Origin of the sequence: Rubinisphaera italica (assembly GCF_007859715.1) — a bacterium.
GTDB lineage: Bacteria > Planctomycetota > Planctomycetia > Planctomycetales > Planctomycetaceae > Rubinisphaera > Rubinisphaera italica.
Window position 1 is genome coordinate 5,801,884 of record NZ_SJPG01000001.1, and the last position, 19,213, is coordinate 5,821,096.

The window sequence follows — 19,213 nt, forward strand, 5'->3', positions numbered from 1 at the left end:
TGAAAGATTAGATTCTTAAATATTTATAGGCGTTATTAGTAAATGGAGTCAGAAATTCCCCAGGATGTTTTGGAGCGGCTGGCGGATTGTCGGGAACCGTTTTTAATCGGAGTCCGACATCATTCGGCTGCTTTGGCTAGAGTAATGCCAGACTTATTGGCCAAGACTCAGCCGGAAGCGATTCTGCTCGAACTCCCGCCAGATTTTCAGAAGTGGATTGAATATCTGGGAGATGATGAACTCGAAGCGCCGGTGGCGTTAGCGGCAGCCGGGCGAAATCGATTGCTCTCTTTTTATCCTTTGGCCGATTTCTCTCCTGAGCTAATCGCAATTCGGTGGGCGGCAAAACATCAGATTCCGGTCATCCCCTGCGACCTTTCCTTGGAGAAAATGTCTCAGATTGAATCTCGCTTTGCAGACACGTCTTCGTCATCGGATTCGGATGAGACGCCGATCGTGAATCAACTGTTGAATCGTTATCAGTCCAAGGACACAGCTGCTCTTTGGGAAACATTCGTTGAAACTCCGGGAGTAAATGCCTCTCCAGAATCGATTCGACGAGCCGGTTTGCTGTTTGGCTGGATGATGCGGCAATCTTCTCAGGGAGCAACACCTGCAGATGCACATCGGGAACTCGCGATGCGGGAGGCAATTGCCCTGGCTCCGAAGCGATCGGTTGCCATCGTCGGTTCGTTTCATGCCTCCGCACTTCTGGAAGATCCACTGCTGTGGACATGTCCCGATGAATTTGAATATGAAAAGGATAAGCCATCGTCCGTCGAGAATTTGACGACATCACTGATTCCTTACTCATATGCTCAGCTCGATCAGCGAAGTGGCTACCCAGCCGGGATCCTTGACCCGGTTTGGCAGCGATCAATGTCTGAAACCAGTAGCGTCGAACAGATGCACGGCGTGATCAGTCATTTCGCAACCCAATTATGTCGCCATCTGCGTGAGGCTGGCCATGTCGCAGGCACTCCGGATGCAACAGAAATTGTGCGGATCGCGACTGACTTAAGTCGGCTGCGCGGTCATTCCGCCCCAGGGAGGGCGGAGTTGCTCGAAGCGGTTGAAACCACACTTGTTCAAGGCGATTTGTACGGTCGCGGTCGTGAGATTGCTCGCGCTGCAGAATCTGTTTTTATAGGTCATAAGACAGGTCGATTACCTGCCCACACGCCGAGAAGTGGTATTTCTGTGCAGGTTGAAGAATTGTGTGATCGACTCAAACTACCCGGACCAAAATCGATTGGAGAAGAACCGCGAACGATGCGACTGGATCCTCTACGATCGAAGCTCGATCGGGCTCGAGCGGTCACGTTTCGGCGACTCAATCTGGTTGGTGTGCAATATTGCGAACGCATCGATACGGAAGCGACGGGGAATCGTGAAAATCTGACAGAAGTCTGGTCTGTCAAATGGAATCATGCAACAACAGCTACTCTTGAGGCGAGTACTCTCTATGGGATTACCCTCACGCAGGCAGCTGAAGCAATGGTTCGCCGAATGGAAAATTCTGAGACGGTGAGTGCACAAGACAATTCAGAAAATCTGCGTCCGGAAACAACACTCGCCTGCTTTCGAGCCGCAGCCGAGTGTGGGCTTGCGGATTCCGTGAGAGAACTTCTCAAGCAATTTGATCATCTGTTCATGAACGCCGCTTCGGCTAACCATTTGATTGAAGCCGCTCAAGGTCTGAAACGGATCTCTGCAGGACTTGTCTTCGGCTTACCAATGAATTCGGAAGACGCTGTCGAGCCTGATGTTCCTGTTTTTGATTGCGAAGCTGCATTGCTCTCACCTGATTCATTCATTGAAAAAGCAATCAATCGACTCGAAGGACTGCGAGGTTCGACGGAGCCTCAGGATATTATTTCAATAAAGGATCTTGCAGCCATGCTGCGAGGAGATGAAGAACTTGTTCATTATATACCGGCCTTACAAACTCGATTGTTGCAGATGACTCGCGATGGTTCTCCCCAAATCCAGGGAGCAGCGTGGGGCTCTCTGGCGATGCTTGGCACGATTGAGATTACTCAACTGACGTCTGTTCTCGAAGGCTGGTATGATTCCGCATCGTCTGCAGAGGGCCGGAAATTTTTGCGACTTCGCCTGAATGGCTTAATGATTCCGTTGCTGGCGATTCTCTTTTCCGATCCCGACTGGCTGGAGGGATTGGAATCGCGTTTAAAGCTGACGGGTGACGATGAATTCTTATCCCGATTGCCCTCCTTGCGGGGAGGCTTTCAATCGTTGCCGCCTGCGGATCGTGTCAGTCTTTTGAATGATCGTTTACGGCTGATTGAACCCAATGGGATGGCTGGAAATTCAACGCCATTTCTGGATGATCCAGAAAGAAAAGCTGTCGCTATGCAGGCGGATCGAGCAGGGCGAAATGCGATTCTGAGTTTGCTTCCCGATTTTGTGATTCGCGAAACGAATGTCTCAACTGTAGATAGTCAGCCGATCAAACTGGCTGATAATCTGGGTGAAATTCCGCTGTCGGATCGCTGGAGATTAATTCTGGGCGTTCAAGGTTGCCAATCGAATAAGGGATCCCGAGCAGGTCGTTCACTTGATGAGTGCTATGGAGCCAGTGCCCGTGGCACACTTGGCCAAAAAACAGATTTGGATCGCGGTGGCACAGGAAAGGCCACTCCTTCTGCCCGAGAATGGGTGGAAGATTTGAGTGGATTGTTTGATCTGGATGTTTGCGAAGAAGTGATGGCCGACTCGATTGAAAATGGCCGGAGTGCGATTCTCGAATACTTGAATCCCGAGACTGTTCGGCCTTCGGTCGAACTTCTTGAACAGGTCCTTTCCTTACACGGGGCGATGCCCGAACGGGATTTGAGCCTTTTGAGAAAACTGGCTCGCAAAATCACGGAGAAGCTGGCGGAACAATTACAGAATCGATTACGACCCGCTTTGACAGGTTTGAACACGCCGCGTCCCACACGAAGGAAAAGCCGTCGAATTGATTTTGCACGGACGATTGCCTCGAATCTGGAAACAGCTCATCGACAGGCGGATGGACAAATTCGACTGGCTCCGCGGAATCTCTTTTTTAAATCTCCCGCCAAACGGCAGATGGACTGGCATCTCATTTTCGTGGTCGATACTTCCGGGTCCATGGAAGCTTCTGTGATCTACAGTGCTCTCGTCTCTGCGATATTTGCGTCACTGCCAGCGATCGATGTTAAATTCTTTGCCTTTAGCACCGAAGTAATTGACTTTTCTAATGTTGTCGATGATCCTCTCTCACTGCTCATGGAAGTTCAGGTGGGAGGAGGAACACATATCGGTTTGGGGCTGCGAGCCGCTCGGGAAAGTGTCAAAATTCCTGCACGGACAATTGTTGTCATCGTGAGTGATTTTGAGGAAGGAGTCTCTGTACCTGAAATGCTGGCTGAGGTGAAGATGCTGGCGGACTCCGGCGTGAAACTGCTTGGTCTGGCTGCTCTAGATGATGCTGCTACGCCACGCTATCACACGGGCATTGCTCAAATGCTGGTGCAGGCAGGGATGCCGGTCGCGGCTGTCAGTCCAGAACGTCTGGCCCAGTGGGTGGGAGATCAGATTCGAGGCTCTGCATCATGACGATAAAACTTAAAGTCTCTTCCCGGCTCCTTTCTGAGTTAATCGAATCGGCTCCCAACCGCGTTCGCCGGAGACTGGATCGCGAACCCGATGCCGCAAAAGACTGGTCGTTGCAGCAACTGGAAGATCGATGGATCGTATCGGTTAGTGAGGAGACGATCACTCTTCATGATGAAGTGATTACATCGCTGGACCAGATTCACTGCACGTGCCTGCTGGCTCCGAATTGTTTTCATATTCTTGCAATGCTGACTCAACTTGAAGTCAGCATTGAGAACACCTCCTCAGAAAATGAGGCGACTGAAGCTCCAGTTGGGGAAGAGAGCAATGACGATGCGATCACCGTCACGGCTGAGCAGCAAGTCGCAATCCAAGAGTTTCAACGGGCTCTCGCTCAACTGATGCAGGTGGGTATTTCAAATACGGGGGTGGTTATTCAGTCGGGATTATTACGGGCGATCCATCGATGCCGAGCAGAGCGTCTTTATCGACTGGCGGCCATCGGGCTGCAAATCGCGACTGAAATTCATCAGTTTCGATCCCGATCTGTGGAATCGAATCCCGAGAAAATGGCGGAAGATTACTCGCATGCTCTGGAGGTGATTCATCACCTGCTGCACGATGATCCTCCCTCAAGCATCTGGGTGGGGACGTCTCGACGAACTCAGTTTCCAATCCGACCGCGAAAACTACATGGACTTTTGGCAGAGCCAATCATAACCGCAAGTGGTTATGCGGGAGCGGTTGCTTATTTTCTGGGTGAAGATGATGGGATCTATTCGGCAGCCGATGTCCGTCCGGGCGATGCTCAATTTGCACGAGCCGCTTATGCGGGAGGAATTGAAATCGGACCACTGATTCAACCAGCCCGTCAACTGGCTCGAAACCGTTTCATTGGCAGTGAGATGACCGCATCGGAGAATGGTCGTCTCGGACGGGGAAAATCGATCAAGCTGGCTCAACAGGGGGCTTCGTCATGGGACGAACCTATGATCAAAGCTCGATTTGAACGATCAATTGCAGATCAGTTGAACGCAATTTATCCCCTTGCCGAGTTGCCAGACGATGCTCGACCTGCCGGCTGGGATTTTGTATTTCTGACGGGCGTTGTTCTGGGAGCATCAGGTCCTGATTTGTTATTCGCGTTGACCGATTACGAAGGAAAAGATCGCCATCAGGAAATTCGGCTGGCAATCCAGAATGAAAACGAGGCCCTGCAATTTCGGGAAAATCTGCGAATGCTCAGTTGTGCTCCCGGCTTGATATTGCGAGTGATTGCGCGATTCAATCTCCTGGACCCAACGATCATGTGTCCTCTGGCCATTTCCGCCTTGAATGTCAACGATTATCCGTCACGGGAGGAACCTCAACTGAACCTGCCGGATTCCTGGGATCATCGAGTCTTTCTGGGATTCGATGAACTTCAGCCGAATCATCTGCTTAAGTCTCAGGCACGTCCCTATTTGATTGCAAAACATATGGAAGTTCATGAGAACGACGAACTCGCAGCCTTGCGTCGAAGATGGACAGCCTTGCTGCTCGCAGGCACAGTGACAAATTCTACTAACAAAACTCTGGTCGTAACGGAAGCACGCAGGCTCGAAAGAGCAGGGTTCTCTACTGCTGCTTCACTGCTGTTGAATTTGCAGTCAATGGTCTCTGAAAAAGAACCCAATTCACTCCAGAAATTTCTGGCAATTTCACTCTACTTGCGAGCCTGCCGCTTCGCACTGGCAAAATCGAAACTGGAAACGACGTCACACTAAATAAAGGTGATTGCCTTTTAACTCAGTAAATTTCTAATGAACTGAATCCGTTCGTCTATTTCCTCAATGGTAAATACGGAGCCAGTTTGTTCGGTATCTTTGCGGAGTTGCCGGTAGAGATTGAGTAAGGTTTGCATCAGGTTGCGTTGATTTTCGGGCAACGGTAACAGTGGGGAAGTGCGAGCCAGATCGGTTGTTATGCTTCGCCCTGTGACTTGGGCATACATCCGATCCAGATTTTCGAGGCGCTGACCAAGAGCGCCTGCCTTCATTTGCACAGACGTAGTCACTTGCGGAGTGCCCGGAAACAGGACGCGATAATTTGCTAACAAATAAGCTTCTAGTAGACAGCATAATAACAGAGCCATCGTAAATACGGGGAGCCAGTTTCTTTTTTTCTTTTTCCGGGTTTTGAATTGTGAAATCGGTTTCACTTCAAGACCGCGGCTAAATGCCCGCAGGTCTTGAATCATTTCCCCAGCTGATTGATAGCGCTGCGTCGGCTGCTTCGCCGTCGCTTTGATAAGAATTGCTTCGAGTCCACGCGGTATTTTACTGTTGATGCTGCGAGGAGCAGGGATAATCCCTTCCATAATATTACGGATTAATTCAGAACGATTCGATTGATCGAACACCGGCCGATTGATGCATAGTTCAATCAAGGTCAACCCGAGTGCATACAGATCACTTCGGGCGTCGACCTGACCATGAAAACGCTCGGGAGAGATGTAACGCATCGTACCGACAACATCGTTTGTCCCCGTGAGCGATAACTCTTTTTCTGACTTAGCCAGGCCAAAGTCAGTAATCCATAGAATCCCCTCATAATCGATCAGCATGTTCCCCGGTTTAATATCCCGATGCAGAATGCCGGCATTGTGGGCATGTTCGAGTGCACGAGCGGCCTGGACTCCAATGCGGGCAATCTGCTTCCAGGAGTCCGGCTTTAAAGTCCACCGGGGTTGTTGTTTCGCTCGTTGTGAAGCCGAATGAGCTGCGTAATCAAACTCGAATGCAAGGCTGTCTTCATCGTCATCCACGTCAGTCTCTTGGTCATCTCCAGTTAGAGGAACGCCCTGTTGCTGGAAATGTTCGAGAACTTCATGGGAAGTGATCGGCTCTGAATTCTGGTTGCGACGCAGGACAACCCAGTCGAGACCGACACCTTCAATGAGCCGCATCGCAAAGAAGCAGCGTTCGTCGGCTTCACCAAAATCGATGATCGGGACAATATTGCGAAAGGAGAGCCGGGCGACAGTGCGGGCTTCCTGCATGAAACGTTCCCGACGATCTTTCTGTCTGGAAAACTCTCGGGGCAGGACTTTCAATGCGACGCGTCGCTGCATGGACTGCTGAAAGGCTTCGTAAACGATACCCATTCCTCCGACGCCGATTTCCCGCAATAGCTGATACTCCCCCATTTGCAGCCCACTCTGAATCTGCTCCTGGTCAACGTCAGAAATGGGGGGACCCTGCTTCTTGAAACCTTCCAGAGCGGCCAGAGTGGGGAACAACTCCAGAATCTCTTCTGCAAGATCTGGATTTTCCGCGGCAAAGCCGGCCACATCGATCTGCTCGCCATTACGACAGCGATCAATATATTCACTGAAGAGTAACTCCAGAGGATCTCGTTGTGTTTCGGAGTATGACATGGGGATTAAAACGTATCAATGAAATGAGTCAACAATTAAAAAAGTCCATATTTGATGATTCTCCCATCATGTCCGTAAAATTCCACAACTACAACGAAAGGAGACTCACAATCAAATCAACTTGATAACTGATACGATTCACAAGGTCCTTTCCGGGCTTAGATTTGAGCCTTAAGTAACTGTAACGTACTCCGTTATCGTGTTTCAGCCCCAGTTTGACGAAAGAAGCAAGCTCCACGAAATTCAAAGATAAAAAGAGGTATCAAAATCACCTGACTCAGTGAGTAGAAAGCCGATTCGGTTCTTCGACTTGTGGAAAGCGGAGGGTAAATGTTGAGCCCTGATTCAGTTCACTACGGACAGAGATCGATCCTGAGAAATAATTGCAGAGATGTTTGACAATCGCTAACCCTAATCCGGTTCCACCGGCGGCCCGGGCGCGGGCGGTGTCGACACGATAAAACCGCTCGAAAATGCGTTCGAGATGTCGAGGTTCGATGCCGATGCCGGAATCGGAAATCTCGATCACGACATTCCCTTCAGAAGCTTTCCATCCAATTTTGATTTCACCACCGGTCGGTGTGTAGTTCAACGCATTGTCGATCAGGTTGTTGATAATTGTGCGGATGCCATCGTGATCGGCTTTGACGAGAAGTTCATCAATCGTGGGATTGGTAATCAAAGAGATCTGCTTGCCGTGAGCGACAGGATAATGCTCATCAATTGCTTCCTGAATTGGGATGCCGATATCGATATTCTCCAGATGAAAGGCATCCTCTTCGGATTCAATCTTGGCCAGTTCCATCAGGTCGATAATCAGTTTGTGGAGTCGATCACCATGTTCGGTAATTTGTGCCAGAAAATGATGGGCGTGCTTGGGGTCCTCAATCGCTCCATCGAGCAGGGTTTCAGTACAGGCTTGAATCGCTGCAAGAGGAGTTTTCAACTCGTGCCCGACATTCGATACAAATTCGGATCGAATTTGTTCGAGACGTCTTAACTCGGTCACATCATGCAGGACCAGCACGACACCGGGACAAGGTTCTCCGGGAAGTCGAGAAGCAATAAACGCAATACGACTTTGATTTCGCGGCAGGACGATTTCGCGCTTCCGTTGAAATTGCCCCGAGAGAACTTCTCGGACAACACTTTGCACATCGGTATTTCTCAGCACTTCCCAGTAGGGACGCCCGACGACGCGTTGACCTTCAAATTCAATCATTTTGAAGGCCGCTTTGTTAGCAAACAGGATCCGCTCCGCAGAGTCGACGGCAATCACCCCTTCGACCATCCCTCCGAGAACGGTCGCCAGGCGTTCGCTGTTGGCACGCAACTGCTGTCCCTGATTCTGCAGTTCATTGATATAACTGACCATCTCCCGGCTCATCTCATTGAAGGCCTCTGCCAGCGAGCCAAGTTCGTCTTTTGTATTGACGGGAACTTTTTGGGACCACTGTCCGGAGGCAATCGCCTGAGAGGCTCTCGTCAATTCTTCGACAGGTCGGGTGATTCTAGATACGACAATCATTGACAGTGCCACGCCGACACAACAGACCGCGAACACAATCGCCCAGGTAATGCCTGACAGATTTTGCAACTGGTCCTGAATTTTCTCACGAGAGGCTTCGATTTGTAAGTAGCCGAGTATTTTCCCATCGTGTCGAAGTTCTCGTAACAACAGTTCATAGGGGCCACGAGTTCGACTATTGATTGTGATTTCGATCGATGCTCGCTGATCGTTCAATTGATCAAATGCATTGCTGATTAATATTTGATCTCGTTCTGATTCATTCACAGAGGACGCGATAAGAATTCGATCGGCATTAAAAAGGTGATGTTGATTATCGCGAGCCGCAGCGATGCGGAAAAATTCATCACTCGGTTGAGGGGCCGTTTGGTCAAGCAGGACTGCTCGGGCATTGTCTGTCAGGACATCGGCAATCGTTTTGACTTCACTTTGAAAGCGTTCTTCGATCATCTGGCGATACCCACGTACGACCGTCAAAGACAGCCCCACAGTGCATAACACGATCAGTGCGACGTGTGTCAGAAAGATTCGCCAGAAAAAACGAGAAGTACTCATAAGTCTGTCATTATCACCCAGATGGAATCAATTGAATTCTACAACAGCATAATCCTGAACAGTCAGGTTCGCATCTGGCTTTGTGCACATTTTCATTGAATGACAAAGCTTCATCAAGAATTCATGTCAGGCCCTATTCAGGCCGGTAAATTTCCAAACACCAGATACGCGACGTTGAAATAGATGATCACTCCAATGACATCGACAATCGCGGCAATAAGTGGTGTCGACATATACGCAGGGTCGGCATCAAAAGACTGAATAACAATCGGCATGGCTGCACCAGTCACTGCCGCCATCACAACAACCAGCAGAACGGTTGTGGAGACGACAATAGCCGGAGCAATTGCACCTGTGAGCAGCCAGGCACAAAAGAATGAAATCGATGCAACGGTTCCCCCCAGGATCAGACTGAGCGATAATTCCCGGGTGAGAATATGAAAGGTTCCTATAACCCTCAGTCGCGCATGATCACGTGCCAAAGCAGAAATTACCAGAGCAGCTGACTGCGATCCTGCATTTCCGCCGCTAGCCATCACGAGCGGGAGAAACATGATAATCCAGCCCCGCTCGCCAGAACCTTGAAAGAATTGCAGCACCCAGGCTGTGAACACCGAAGCCCCAAGGAGGAACAATAACCAGAAGCCCCGCTTTTGAGCCAGAACAAAGACGGACGTGGAAAAGTAGGAATCATCTAATGGCTCCACAGCAGCCAGGCGGTGCTGATCTTCCTCGGCTTCTTCACGCAGAACATCGGCGGCATCATCATGAGTGACGATTCCAACCAGACGGTTCTCTGTATCGACAACGGGTATCGCGATGAATCCATAACGATTCAATTCATTGGCGACAAATTCATCATCATCATCAACTTTGACGTAGATGACATCGTTCCGCATGATTTCGGAAAGCAACTGTTGTGGCTTGGCCAGAATCAGTTTTCGCATCGAAATGAAGCCGAGCAGTTGTCGTCTGTCATCGATGATGTAGATGTAATAAATCGTCTCACGGTCTGGAGCTTGCAGCCTCAAGCGATCAAATGCTTCTCCGACGGTGATGCTTTTGGGAAGGGAAGCGTACTCGGTTGTCATGATCGAGCCAGCTGAACCTTCCGGATAGGAAAGCAGCCTGCGAATGTCGGCTCGTTCGGCCTGGGCGATCAATGGAAGCAGAGTTTCGACCTGATTGGGATCGAGTTTTTCGAGCAGGTCGACTCGGTCGTCGGCCGCCATTTCCTGGACCAGCCTGGAAAGCGGTTTCCGATCCATATTTTCCACGAGGGTAATTTGAAACCCTAGCGGTAAATAACCAAAGATTTCTGCTCTTCGCTCAAGAGGACATTGGGAAAGCACGGTGAGTGCATCTGTCGGAGGAAGTTCCGCCAGGAGTTCTGCAGTGACAGCCGGAAAAAGAACTTCACAAAATTCCTGCATCGCCTTTTCATCGTTCTCGATGATCATGAGCCGCAGGTCGGGCAGAAGGAGCGTGTTATACATGCTGATATCCCTTTCTGCTCGGCAAATATGGGGAGAATACTATCCCAGACGAATCGTATTTAAAGTCAGTAACCGGATCATACAAGCACGAAGCGCAAGCGAGTCTATATAATTCCATTTCCACACACTCGCTTGCGCTTCGTGCTTGTATCACACGGACATTAATCATTTATCAAAGTTCGTAGACAATCTGGAAACGTGCTGAATCACAATAGTTCTCACCAGATGCAATAATCCCCGACTTAAAAAGCCGGGGATTATGAGCGATTTGTGTTCACGACCAATTTACCCCGCCGTAGACGGGAATGGTTGTTTAACGTTTCGAGAACTGGAAGCTTTTGCGGGCTTTGGCCAAGCCGTACTTCTTACGTTCGACCATGCGGTCGTCACGTGTCAGGAAGCCACCTTCAGCCAAAGTTGGATGGAAACTTTCATTCTTAGCCTGCAGAGCACGAGCAATGCCAAGAACAACAGCTCCTGTCTGACCGGTGATTCCGCCACCATTGACACGAACCCAGATGTCAATCTTGCCTTGTTCGCCAACAGCAACGACTGGATCCATGACCATTTTCTGATCGCGTTCGATACAGAAGAATGTTTTCATTTCACGGCCGTTGACAGTGAACTTGCCGGAACCATCTTTAATTCGAACGCGAGCGACAGATGTCTTTCGTCGTCCTGTTCCGATTGCGGTTCCGAATTTGTCGATTCGACCACGAATCGTCGGCTGAACGTATTCTTTTTCGACAACGTCCGCAGTTTCTTCAGACTCAGCCCCGAGAGTCAATTGCGGGACGTCTTCAGTAGTTTCTACCGCTTCAGTCGCTTCTGCAGACTCGTCAGCAGTCGAAGCGACAACGCCTTCGACATTGCCTTCTGCAGAATCATGAAGTTCGGTCGATTCTGAAGAGACAGGCGCACTTTGATCACCTGCTTCAACAGGTGTATTTTCATTCTCTTCTTGAGGTTGATCAGTACTCATTCAGGTTTTCCGAAGCGTTGGGTCAGAATTGATATTCAATATGGATTACGGGTGAAGATGCGTATCTTCATCTCCAGACAATTATTTACAGCGAGTCAGCAAGTGCTCAGGCAATGGCTGAGGATTTTGAGACTGATGCGGGTGCTCGCTTCCGGTATGCAACTTCAACCGCATCAACATCGACTTAGCCAGTTTGTTTTTTGGCAACATGCGCCGTACAGCTTCCTGAAGAATTTTTTCAGGATGCTTTTCCAACATTGTGGCACCAGTGGTAATCTTTCGGCCGCTGGGATACCCCGTGTAATGTTCGTAAGTCTTACGAGCCATTTTGGTTGTAAAATTAGGATGAGTATCGTGGGCCATCTCGGCACCTGAGAAACGGACTTTTTCGACATTAGTCACAACCACGAAATCGCCGGTGTTCACGTGGGCGGTGTAAGACGCTTTGTGTTTTCCCATCAGCACCATCGCCAGAGCAGAGGCAAACCGACCAACAATCTGGCCCTCTCCATCGACATGATACCATTGAGGCTCGAAAGTCTCGTTTTTAGCAACGGAAGTCCGTTGTGCAATGTCTACTGCCATCTCAGATCACTTATCTTATTGGAAATATGTTTGGAACCCGATGCCTCGTTCGTTACCGCATCGGGAATTCTACTGCGAAGTCGAAGTGGGACAAGATAGCGACTGAAGGCGTAATGATCAATGCAGCAGCGACTGATTTTCTGCGGGAAACATGTCAAATCCCGTCAATTCTTGAGAAAAGACGCATTCGAAAGTGATTATGGGAATTCAGAAGGCAGGTTGGGATAGCAAATCATGACCCAACAAGTGCCTAACTTCGCATCAGTCCTTGACTTTAGGTAACCGATTTCCCGTCACTCGATCAAATTCGTTGGGACGCCGTGAATCTGGCGTGAAATCGCCTGTTTCCTCAATCCAGACATCCAGGCGAGTTCTTAAATTCTCAAGCTGACTGGAATAGAGTGGATCATCGGCCAGATTTTGCATCTCATGGGGATCGTTCACAACATCATACAATTCTTCTTTCGCTCGGGGCACATTGAAGGAATACAATTGGTTCTCATTCAATTTTCCCTGCTCTTTCAGCTTCAACATGGCTTGAAAACTGGCCCCTTTCACCGCATCAGCTGGAGGGGTGCCGGGTAAGTCGGTGTAAGTTGTGCGAATATAATTGAAATGCAGAGAATGGCAGGAACGCTGATGGTCATCGAAATCGTGCCAGTTGTGCTCTGCGAAAATATATTCCCGCACTGGCTTTTCGGGATCAGTTAGCAGAGGAAGCATCGAAACGCCCTGAAACCTATCACTGGGAGCGACTTTCGCAGCTGCACAAAAAGAAGGTGCCAGATCCACGGTACTCACGAGTTGCTTACAGGTTGACCCCGGCTTCACGATACCCGGCCAGCGAACTATAAATGGAGTTTTCACTCCACTATTATAGATCGTTGTTTTACAACGCGGAAAAGGCCGCCCGTTATCGCTGATGAAGACAATTAGAGTGTTATCGGCTTGTTGTGAAGTCTCAAGCTGCTTCAGCACCTCGCCCACATATCGATCCAATCTGCTGATTTCATCATAATACAGAGCCAGATCCTCTCGAACTTCCGGCACATCCGGAAGATAGGGAGGAACAATTACATGGGAATTCGTGTGTGGTTCCGGGATCGTGTCAGGCTGATAACCTCGATGAGGATCGGTCGAAGCGAGCCAGAGAAAAAACGGTTGATCAGCCGGGCACTCTTTAAGTGCGGTCACCCATTCTCCGCAGCCACCAGTTTCTTTCGCACCAGTTCCATAAATTTTATGGAATCGATCTGCTGTTGTTTTTCGAGGGTGCAGCTTGCCTGCCAGTGCGGTGTGATATCCAGCTTGGCTCAACAGTTCTACAAATGTTATTTGATCGGCAGGCAAATCATTGTGTAACTGATGTGCCCCATTGGTCGCATGCGGATAGCGTCCCGTAATGATGCTCGATCGACTCGGACTACACGAACTGCATGTCAGATAGGCATTGTCAAACCGCATCCCCTGACTGGCCAGCTGATCCAGATTCGGCGTCTGAATATGCGGATGCCCATAAGCTCCGCAATCATTCCAGGCCATATCATCGGCGATGAATAGAATGATGTTAGGCCCGGCTTCAGAGGCCTGTAACGGATTTTCAAAATGAATGGCACCGGAGAACAGAGTGAGAAGCAAAAGGAATGGAATCCGCATCGGTAAATCCTAACTTATTTCGTTATCGAGCGACTGGTAATGGGTTATCAATCAAGAAAACGGGAGCGTTCTTCTGGCGTCGGCAAGCGACAAGCCTCTTTCTTCCCAAAGATACGATAACGAATTTTCGCGACAAATCGATAACAGAAATCTCGAAGTGGCCTGGGGATCAACCAGAGAAGTGATCCGAGCAGACTCCAGAAGGATCCCATTTCCCAGAGAACCCGCACGACAGCTGATGATTTTCGAAACAGTTGCCCATCAAGCAGGAGTACGACACTCTTGAGCTGCTCGCGATCATCTCCAGTCACTAATTGCCGAGCCGTCTCTCCCTGCAATGCTGCAAAACGAAAATGCCCATGCGGATCCCGCTTCATAATGAAATCGACAAACGCATTGCACATGCCACAGACGCCATCAAAAAAAAGGACGGGGTGTTCGGCTGAAGAATTGGTTTTTACATCATTCATGAAATGAGCATTCGGTGAATTAATAATACTGGAAAATGAAAACCATGTGCAGGATATGGTAACTAATTCAATTCGTTACAAGTGGAGAATCTATCAAATTGTATCTCCAAAAGATTGGAGGTGAATTCAATGGCTTCACGAATCACTGCTCGGATGGTTTTAAGTGCATGAATTTCTCAGAAATAAAGACCGAAAATGTAGGTAGAATAATAACAATAGGGAAAATGAATAAAATATTGATTTTAGCTATTGTGATTGGTCAATCCCATGTTTAGTTTCATATCCATCCTGAGGGTTGTATGACATGTATGCAATCTGAGGGTGCTCAAGTAATGAGATCAATATCCGATTCTGGATACATTTCTTGAGTAGCTGCAGCGAAACCGAGATTTCTGCGGGCCAAACAGACATCTCACCATTTTCGATTTCCGTAGCCGTTCTTTGCGTTTCTCAATTCGTAATCTGGCGTATGCCCTGCTGTACACAGGCATGTCGGTCATCGAGCCATTTCTGGACTGGAATGTTTCATTCCTATTCACACGACTTCATTTCAAAAAATTCTAGAAAGTTCAAATAATGTTGATGTCACTCCTGAAAGATGAAGCTGGTTTCATTGTTTCCAGCGAATTGGTTCTGATTGCTACCCTGCTCGTAATCGGCCTGATCGTCGGCTTGAGTTCAATACAGCACGCTGTTGTTGCTGAGCTTAATGACGTTTCGGATGCAATCGGAGCTGTCAATCAGTCTTACTTCTACACTGGGTTTTCTGCCATGAAGCAGAACAATCCAGGTCAGGCCAAAGCCTACACTCGTGGCTCAACCTGGAAAGACGAAACTGATGATTGCGACAATGATCAGTGCGATATCTCTTGCGACGTTCCCGTTGCAGAAGGTCCAAAACGGATCTAGTTTAGTTTCATTGCTATCATGGCAATGAAATAAAGCGATCAACAGGAAAGGGGCTGCAATCAACATTGCAGCCCCTTTATTTATTTGTCATCTGCATTCTTAAGCATAAAAGATTTGAATCCAATCGAGATCTTAGGGCTTCTTACGTCTCGATTCGATTCCCTCAATTTTCTTACGTTCATTTTCCAGAACATCTTCAGGAATTTCTGCAGGCTTAAAATCGCCAGCTTTGATGGTTTCCTCTTCAGGGATTTCGCGAAGCTTGATATTTCGATACCAGACCGGATCGCCATGATCCTGCAAAGAGAGTTTGGCTCCGCGAGCGGTCAGGTCGCCGCCGCGACGTTTGAGCAAATCGACATTGAACTTCCATTTGGGGTCGGTGTAATCAAAGTCGATCACCTTTTCTCCATTCAACCAATGTTGAATGACAGTTCCTTTGCAGACAATTCGAGCCTCGTTCCATTCTCCAACAGGTTTCGTATTGTCTTTGGAGGGAGCCATGCAGAAGTAGACAGACGCGGCACTCGTGCGAGGATTCTTTCCGTCAGCATGAACACTGTTATCGAGAATCTGATATTCATACTGTGTCGGACGATAATAAACTCCCGAGTTACTTCCGACGCCCACCTTCCACTCAAATTTTATCTCGAAGTCATCCGGAACCGGCTGTTTTTCATAGACCAGGCTCCCCCCTTTTCCTTCACGGGCAATTGCTCCCTCCTCCACTTTCCAGTTCCCGGAATGATGCCAGCCTGTCAAATCTTCTCCATTAAAGAGCAGTACAAACCCCTTTTTCTCTTCCTGATCGGAAAGCGAATTGGAATCACCAGCCAGAGCCGGGCTTATGAAAAGGGACATCAAAGCAAGAATAAATAATTGCTGCATCAATCTGAATCCTGAAATCTAGAGAGTAAGGAGTCGCCAGTCACATCAGCATGTAATTGTGCGTGATTGGCGAGATTCTTACCAGTCGGAAGCAGAAACCGATACTTGATTTTCACAATTCAAAGGTGGTCTTGTTTTCAACACATAAGAATTAGATATCATGGCTCGGTACGTTAAAGCGATTGTGCCACATTAAATAGTAAGCTCAGAAGCCTGGGAATCAGAGAAACGATTGATTATGCAAGACCGAACAAGACATCGTCCAGTTCTCTTACGGGAGACGATCTCGGAAATGCAACTGGCACCCGGTCAGGTCATTGTCGATGGAACGGTCGGAGCAGCCGGACACAGTCGGAAAATTCTGGAGAAAATCCAACCCGGCGGAAAATTACTCGGCCTGGATCGAGATCGTCAGATGCTCGTTCGAGCCGCCAAAACACTATCCGGGGAAAGTCATGAACCAGCCGAACGAATTGAGGTCGCCAGTGATGCGATTCTCATTCACTCCTCTTACGCAGAGTTAGAGGACGCATTGAAAGCTGAGGGAATTGAAAAGGTCGATGCGATTCTTGTGGATCTGGGTCTTTCTTCCGATCAACTCGAATCGGCTGAGCGGGGATTCGGGTTCAAAACCAAAGGCGATCTGGACATGCGGTTCGATGAATCGCAGGGGAAACCGATTTCCGAGTGGTTGCATCAAGCGACAATTGCAGAAATTACAATGACGTTGACTGAATTCGGGGAAGAGCCACTCGCTCAGAAACTGGCAGAAAAAATCGCTTTTGTCCGCAAATCGACCCTCATACAATCCGCTCCACAACTTGGAGAACTTGTTGAAGAGGTTTACCGAGAAAATGGACGGAAGGTCGGAAGTTCGCATCCAGCCACCCGCACATTTCAGGCATTACGCATTCAAGCCAATGCGGAACTCGAACACTTGCAACGTTTTCTGACAACAGTCGCCCCCGCATGCCTGAAACCAGGCGGGCGTCTGGCGGTCATCAGTTTTCATTCGCTCGAAGACCGAATGGTGAAAAATGCGTTGCTCGATCGAGAGATCTGGCAGGAAAGTTCACGCAAACCGACCGCTGCCAGTCCGCTCGAATGCAAGATGAACCCTCGCGCCCGCTCGGCTAAACTGAGAATCGGTATTCGCGCCGAATAGAATTTCTGTCATATTCCGCGAAAATTCGAAATTCGACTCAAGTTTTCCTCTGTCGATTTCCCCTGAGTATTCCTTTCTCACAATCAGACAAGTGTTTTTGCCTGTCTGATTCATCACAGTTCAATTCTCAAAGCGATCCTTAATCGTATAACGCTGACTCAGCGTGGAGTGTTCCTATGCCCAAGGAAACGAAATTCACCTTGTATCTACTCCTGTTTTTAGGAGTGGCATTTGGTTTTGTTGTCTGGCAGAAAGTTTCTCATCAGACAGACATTCTTGCAGCCATGAAGAAGAAAGCTGGCCAATTTCAGGACCAGTTTTCCGGCAATCACGAAGGACATGATCATCATGGCCACGACCATGAGCATGCTCCTGTACCCGGTTCAGGGGGAAATCCCTTCGATGCCAAGCCGATTCAAACGGCTCAGAATCCGCCGCACCAGAATCATAATGAGCCTCGAAAATTGCCGGGCAACTCTCAGTTCGAGCCCAGTCCCTTTGATGAACACAATCATTCCAGCAAGCCGAATCCTCATCAGTTCCAGCCAACTCAACGGGAAAATCCATTTCCGAATGAGTCCACTCAAGTAGTGGCACGCAAGCCACCGTCCGATTTGTTCGAATCTCCCAAACAGGGGCCCCCTAAAAAGAACCCGTTCCCTGAGGAAGATTTGACGCCTAGACGAAATCCGTTTCCACAAGGTGGCGGCACCACAGTCCAGACATTCCCTGCTTCTCAGACAAAAATTGTTGAGCAACCGAGTTCCAATGGGAAGAATCCATTTGATGAAGCCGATACTCCTAAAAATTTGTTTCCGGGAGCAACTGGCCAAACCGAGCCTAAACCAACTGCTCCTTCTGGAAACAATCCGTTCGACAACAGTTTTCCGATGCCGAAGGCTCCTCCGAGTCATGTCGTACAACAGCCAAATACCAAAAGTCCATTTGATGAAGCCAATGCGTCGACACCCAATCAACCCAAACCACCCGCTCAGTTCAATCCGTTTGAAGAGAGCAATGCTGTGCCGACTCATCAGGTGAATCATCCTCCTGCAAATCCAAATCCCAAGGATCCGTTTTCTGCTCATAACGTCAACACACAGCAACCCAAAGGGGGATTTCCAACTGCCAACACCGGATTTCCACAGGCTCAGCACGATCCTCATTTCAAACCAACCGGACACAATTCCAATCCGTTTGATGAAAATAAAGTCGCGCAAATTCCGGATGGAAATTCTACGGTTGTCCCTGCTCCCAAGTTTCACGCTCCCGGGCCAGCCGAGCAGCCTAAGTCGGGTGGCAGCTTCAATCCGTTCGATGATAATCCGCTGCCCACAAAACCAGACAGGCCGACTCAACCGCAAGTTCCAGAAAAACCGAAAAATCCGTTTCCTCCGAAGTACGATCCCTCAGACAATCACAACCACCATCACCATCACCCACCCAGCGATAAGCCGACTCCAGTTTACAAGGTGCAGATGGACGAAACCTACTGGTCGATCTCTGAAAAACTGTACGGTTCCATCCGATATTTCAATGCCCTGGCTGAATATAATCGTCATCGCGTTCCCAACCCGAAGCATCTGCGAACCGGCATGATCATTCTGGTTCCCGAAGCTGAGGACCTTGAACGCATGTACGCAAAACTGATTCCGGGAGCCACAAAGAAGGATGATCCTTACTGCGAAATCAAGTCGGGACTGTTCTTCACCAATGCGGGGGCTCCCATGTACCGGATTGGCGATGACGATACCCTCAGCGATATTGCCCAGAAGCATCTGGGGCGTTCGACACGTTGGGTGGAAATCTATAATTTAAATCGTGAACAGCTTAAAGCCGCTGATCGCCTCAAAGTCGGCTCGATTATCCGTCTTCCACGCGATGCCAGCCAGGTTACAGTCTCCGCTCAGCCCGGATATTCACGATAATGGAAAGGTCCAGGGTCGTGAGTCCAGGGT

The 19,213-nt window shown here is 48.9% G+C and carries 13 protein-coding genes; 5 read left to right on the forward strand and 8 right to left on the reverse strand.

From position 1 onward, the window contains the following. The first annotated feature begins 42 nt into the window (after window positions 1–42). Window positions 43–3,603, forward strand: coding sequence for a DUF5682 family protein (locus Pan54_RS22095; protein ID WP_146505620.1), 3,561 nt, complete (start codon window positions 43–45; stop codon window positions 3,601–3,603). Then, window positions 3,600–5,369 (forward strand): hypothetical protein, encoded by a 1,770-nt coding sequence (locus Pan54_RS22100; protein WP_146505621.1) that lies wholly within the window; start codon window positions 3,600–3,602, stop codon window positions 5,367–5,369. The genes Pan54_RS22095 and Pan54_RS22100 overlap by 4 nt, the downstream gene beginning before the upstream one ends. A gap of 17 nt (window positions 5,370–5,386) precedes the next feature. On the opposite strand, the gene Pan54_RS22105 is transcribed toward Pan54_RS22100, so the two are convergent. The 7 genes from Pan54_RS22105 to Pan54_RS22135 all read right to left on the reverse strand — a co-directional run bounded on the left by Pan54_RS22105 (window position 5,387) and on the right by Pan54_RS22135 (window position 14,293). Beyond that, complete coding sequence (locus tag Pan54_RS22105; RefSeq protein ID WP_146505622.1) at window positions 5,387–7,021, reverse strand: serine/threonine protein kinase; 1,635 nt, start codon at window positions 7,019–7,021, stop codon at window positions 5,387–5,389. A 277-nt stretch (window positions 7,022–7,298) separates the two neighbouring features. Next, the gene (locus Pan54_RS22110) at window positions 7,299–9,104 is read right to left on the reverse strand and encodes a HAMP domain-containing sensor histidine kinase (RefSeq protein ID WP_146505623.1); all 1,806 of its coding nucleotides are present in this window, start codon (window positions 9,102–9,104) and stop codon (window positions 7,299–7,301) included. Window positions 9,105–9,241: 137 nt separating this feature from the next. Continuing rightward, window positions 9,242–10,600 (reverse strand): magnesium transporter, encoded by a 1,359-nt coding sequence (gene mgtE, locus Pan54_RS22115; protein ID WP_146505624.1) that lies wholly within the window; start codon window positions 10,598–10,600, stop codon window positions 9,242–9,244. 313 nt (window positions 10,601–10,913) lie between these two features. Then, on the reverse strand, window positions 10,914–11,582 hold the full coding sequence (rpsI, locus tag Pan54_RS26870) for a 30S ribosomal protein S9 (protein ID WP_146505625.1): 669 nt from the start codon (window positions 11,580–11,582) through the stop codon (window positions 10,914–10,916). A gap of 81 nt (window positions 11,583–11,663) precedes the next feature. Beyond that, window positions 11,664–12,167 carry a 50S ribosomal protein L13 gene (gene rplM, locus Pan54_RS22125; RefSeq protein ID WP_146505626.1) on the reverse strand — a complete coding sequence of 168 codons (504 nt, stop codon included), beginning with the start codon at window positions 12,165–12,167 and terminating at the stop codon, window positions 11,664–11,666. A 261-nt stretch (window positions 12,168–12,428) separates the two neighbouring features. After that, window positions 12,429–13,823, reverse strand: a complete 1,395-nt coding sequence (locus Pan54_RS22130) for a sulfatase family protein (RefSeq protein WP_146505627.1) — start codon at window positions 13,821–13,823, stop codon at window positions 12,429–12,431. 47 nt (window positions 13,824–13,870) lie between these two features. After that, window positions 13,871–14,293 (reverse strand): thiol-disulfide oxidoreductase DCC family protein, encoded by a 423-nt coding sequence (locus Pan54_RS22135; protein ID WP_146505628.1) that lies wholly within the window; start codon window positions 14,291–14,293, stop codon window positions 13,871–13,873. 576 nt (window positions 14,294–14,869) lie between these two features. On the opposite strand from Pan54_RS22135, the gene Pan54_RS22140 reads away from it, so the two are divergent. Continuing rightward, window positions 14,870–15,202: a hypothetical protein gene (locus tag Pan54_RS22140; RefSeq protein ID WP_146505629.1), complete on the forward strand. Its 333-nt coding sequence runs from the start codon at window positions 14,870–14,872 to the stop codon at window positions 15,200–15,202. Between the two features lie 132 nt (window positions 15,203–15,334). Here the strand turns inward: Pan54_RS22140 and Pan54_RS22145 are convergent, their stop codons facing one another. Then, window positions 15,335–16,090, reverse strand: coding sequence for a 3-keto-disaccharide hydrolase (locus Pan54_RS22145; RefSeq protein WP_146505630.1), 756 nt, complete (start codon window positions 16,088–16,090; stop codon window positions 15,335–15,337). 238 nt (window positions 16,091–16,328) lie between these two features. Here Pan54_RS22145 and rsmH point away from each other — a divergent pair, with 238 nt between their 5' ends. Beyond that, the gene (gene rsmH / locus Pan54_RS22150; RefSeq protein ID WP_146505631.1) at window positions 16,329–17,255 is read left to right on the forward strand and encodes a 16S rRNA (cytosine(1402)-N(4))-methyltransferase RsmH; all 927 of its coding nucleotides are present in this window, start codon (window positions 16,329–16,331) and stop codon (window positions 17,253–17,255) included. A gap of 176 nt (window positions 17,256–17,431) precedes the next feature. Beyond that, window positions 17,432–19,183, forward strand: coding sequence for a LysM peptidoglycan-binding domain-containing protein (locus tag Pan54_RS22155; protein WP_146505632.1), 1,752 nt, complete (start codon window positions 17,432–17,434; stop codon window positions 19,181–19,183). Window positions 19,184–19,213: the final 30 nt, after the last annotated feature.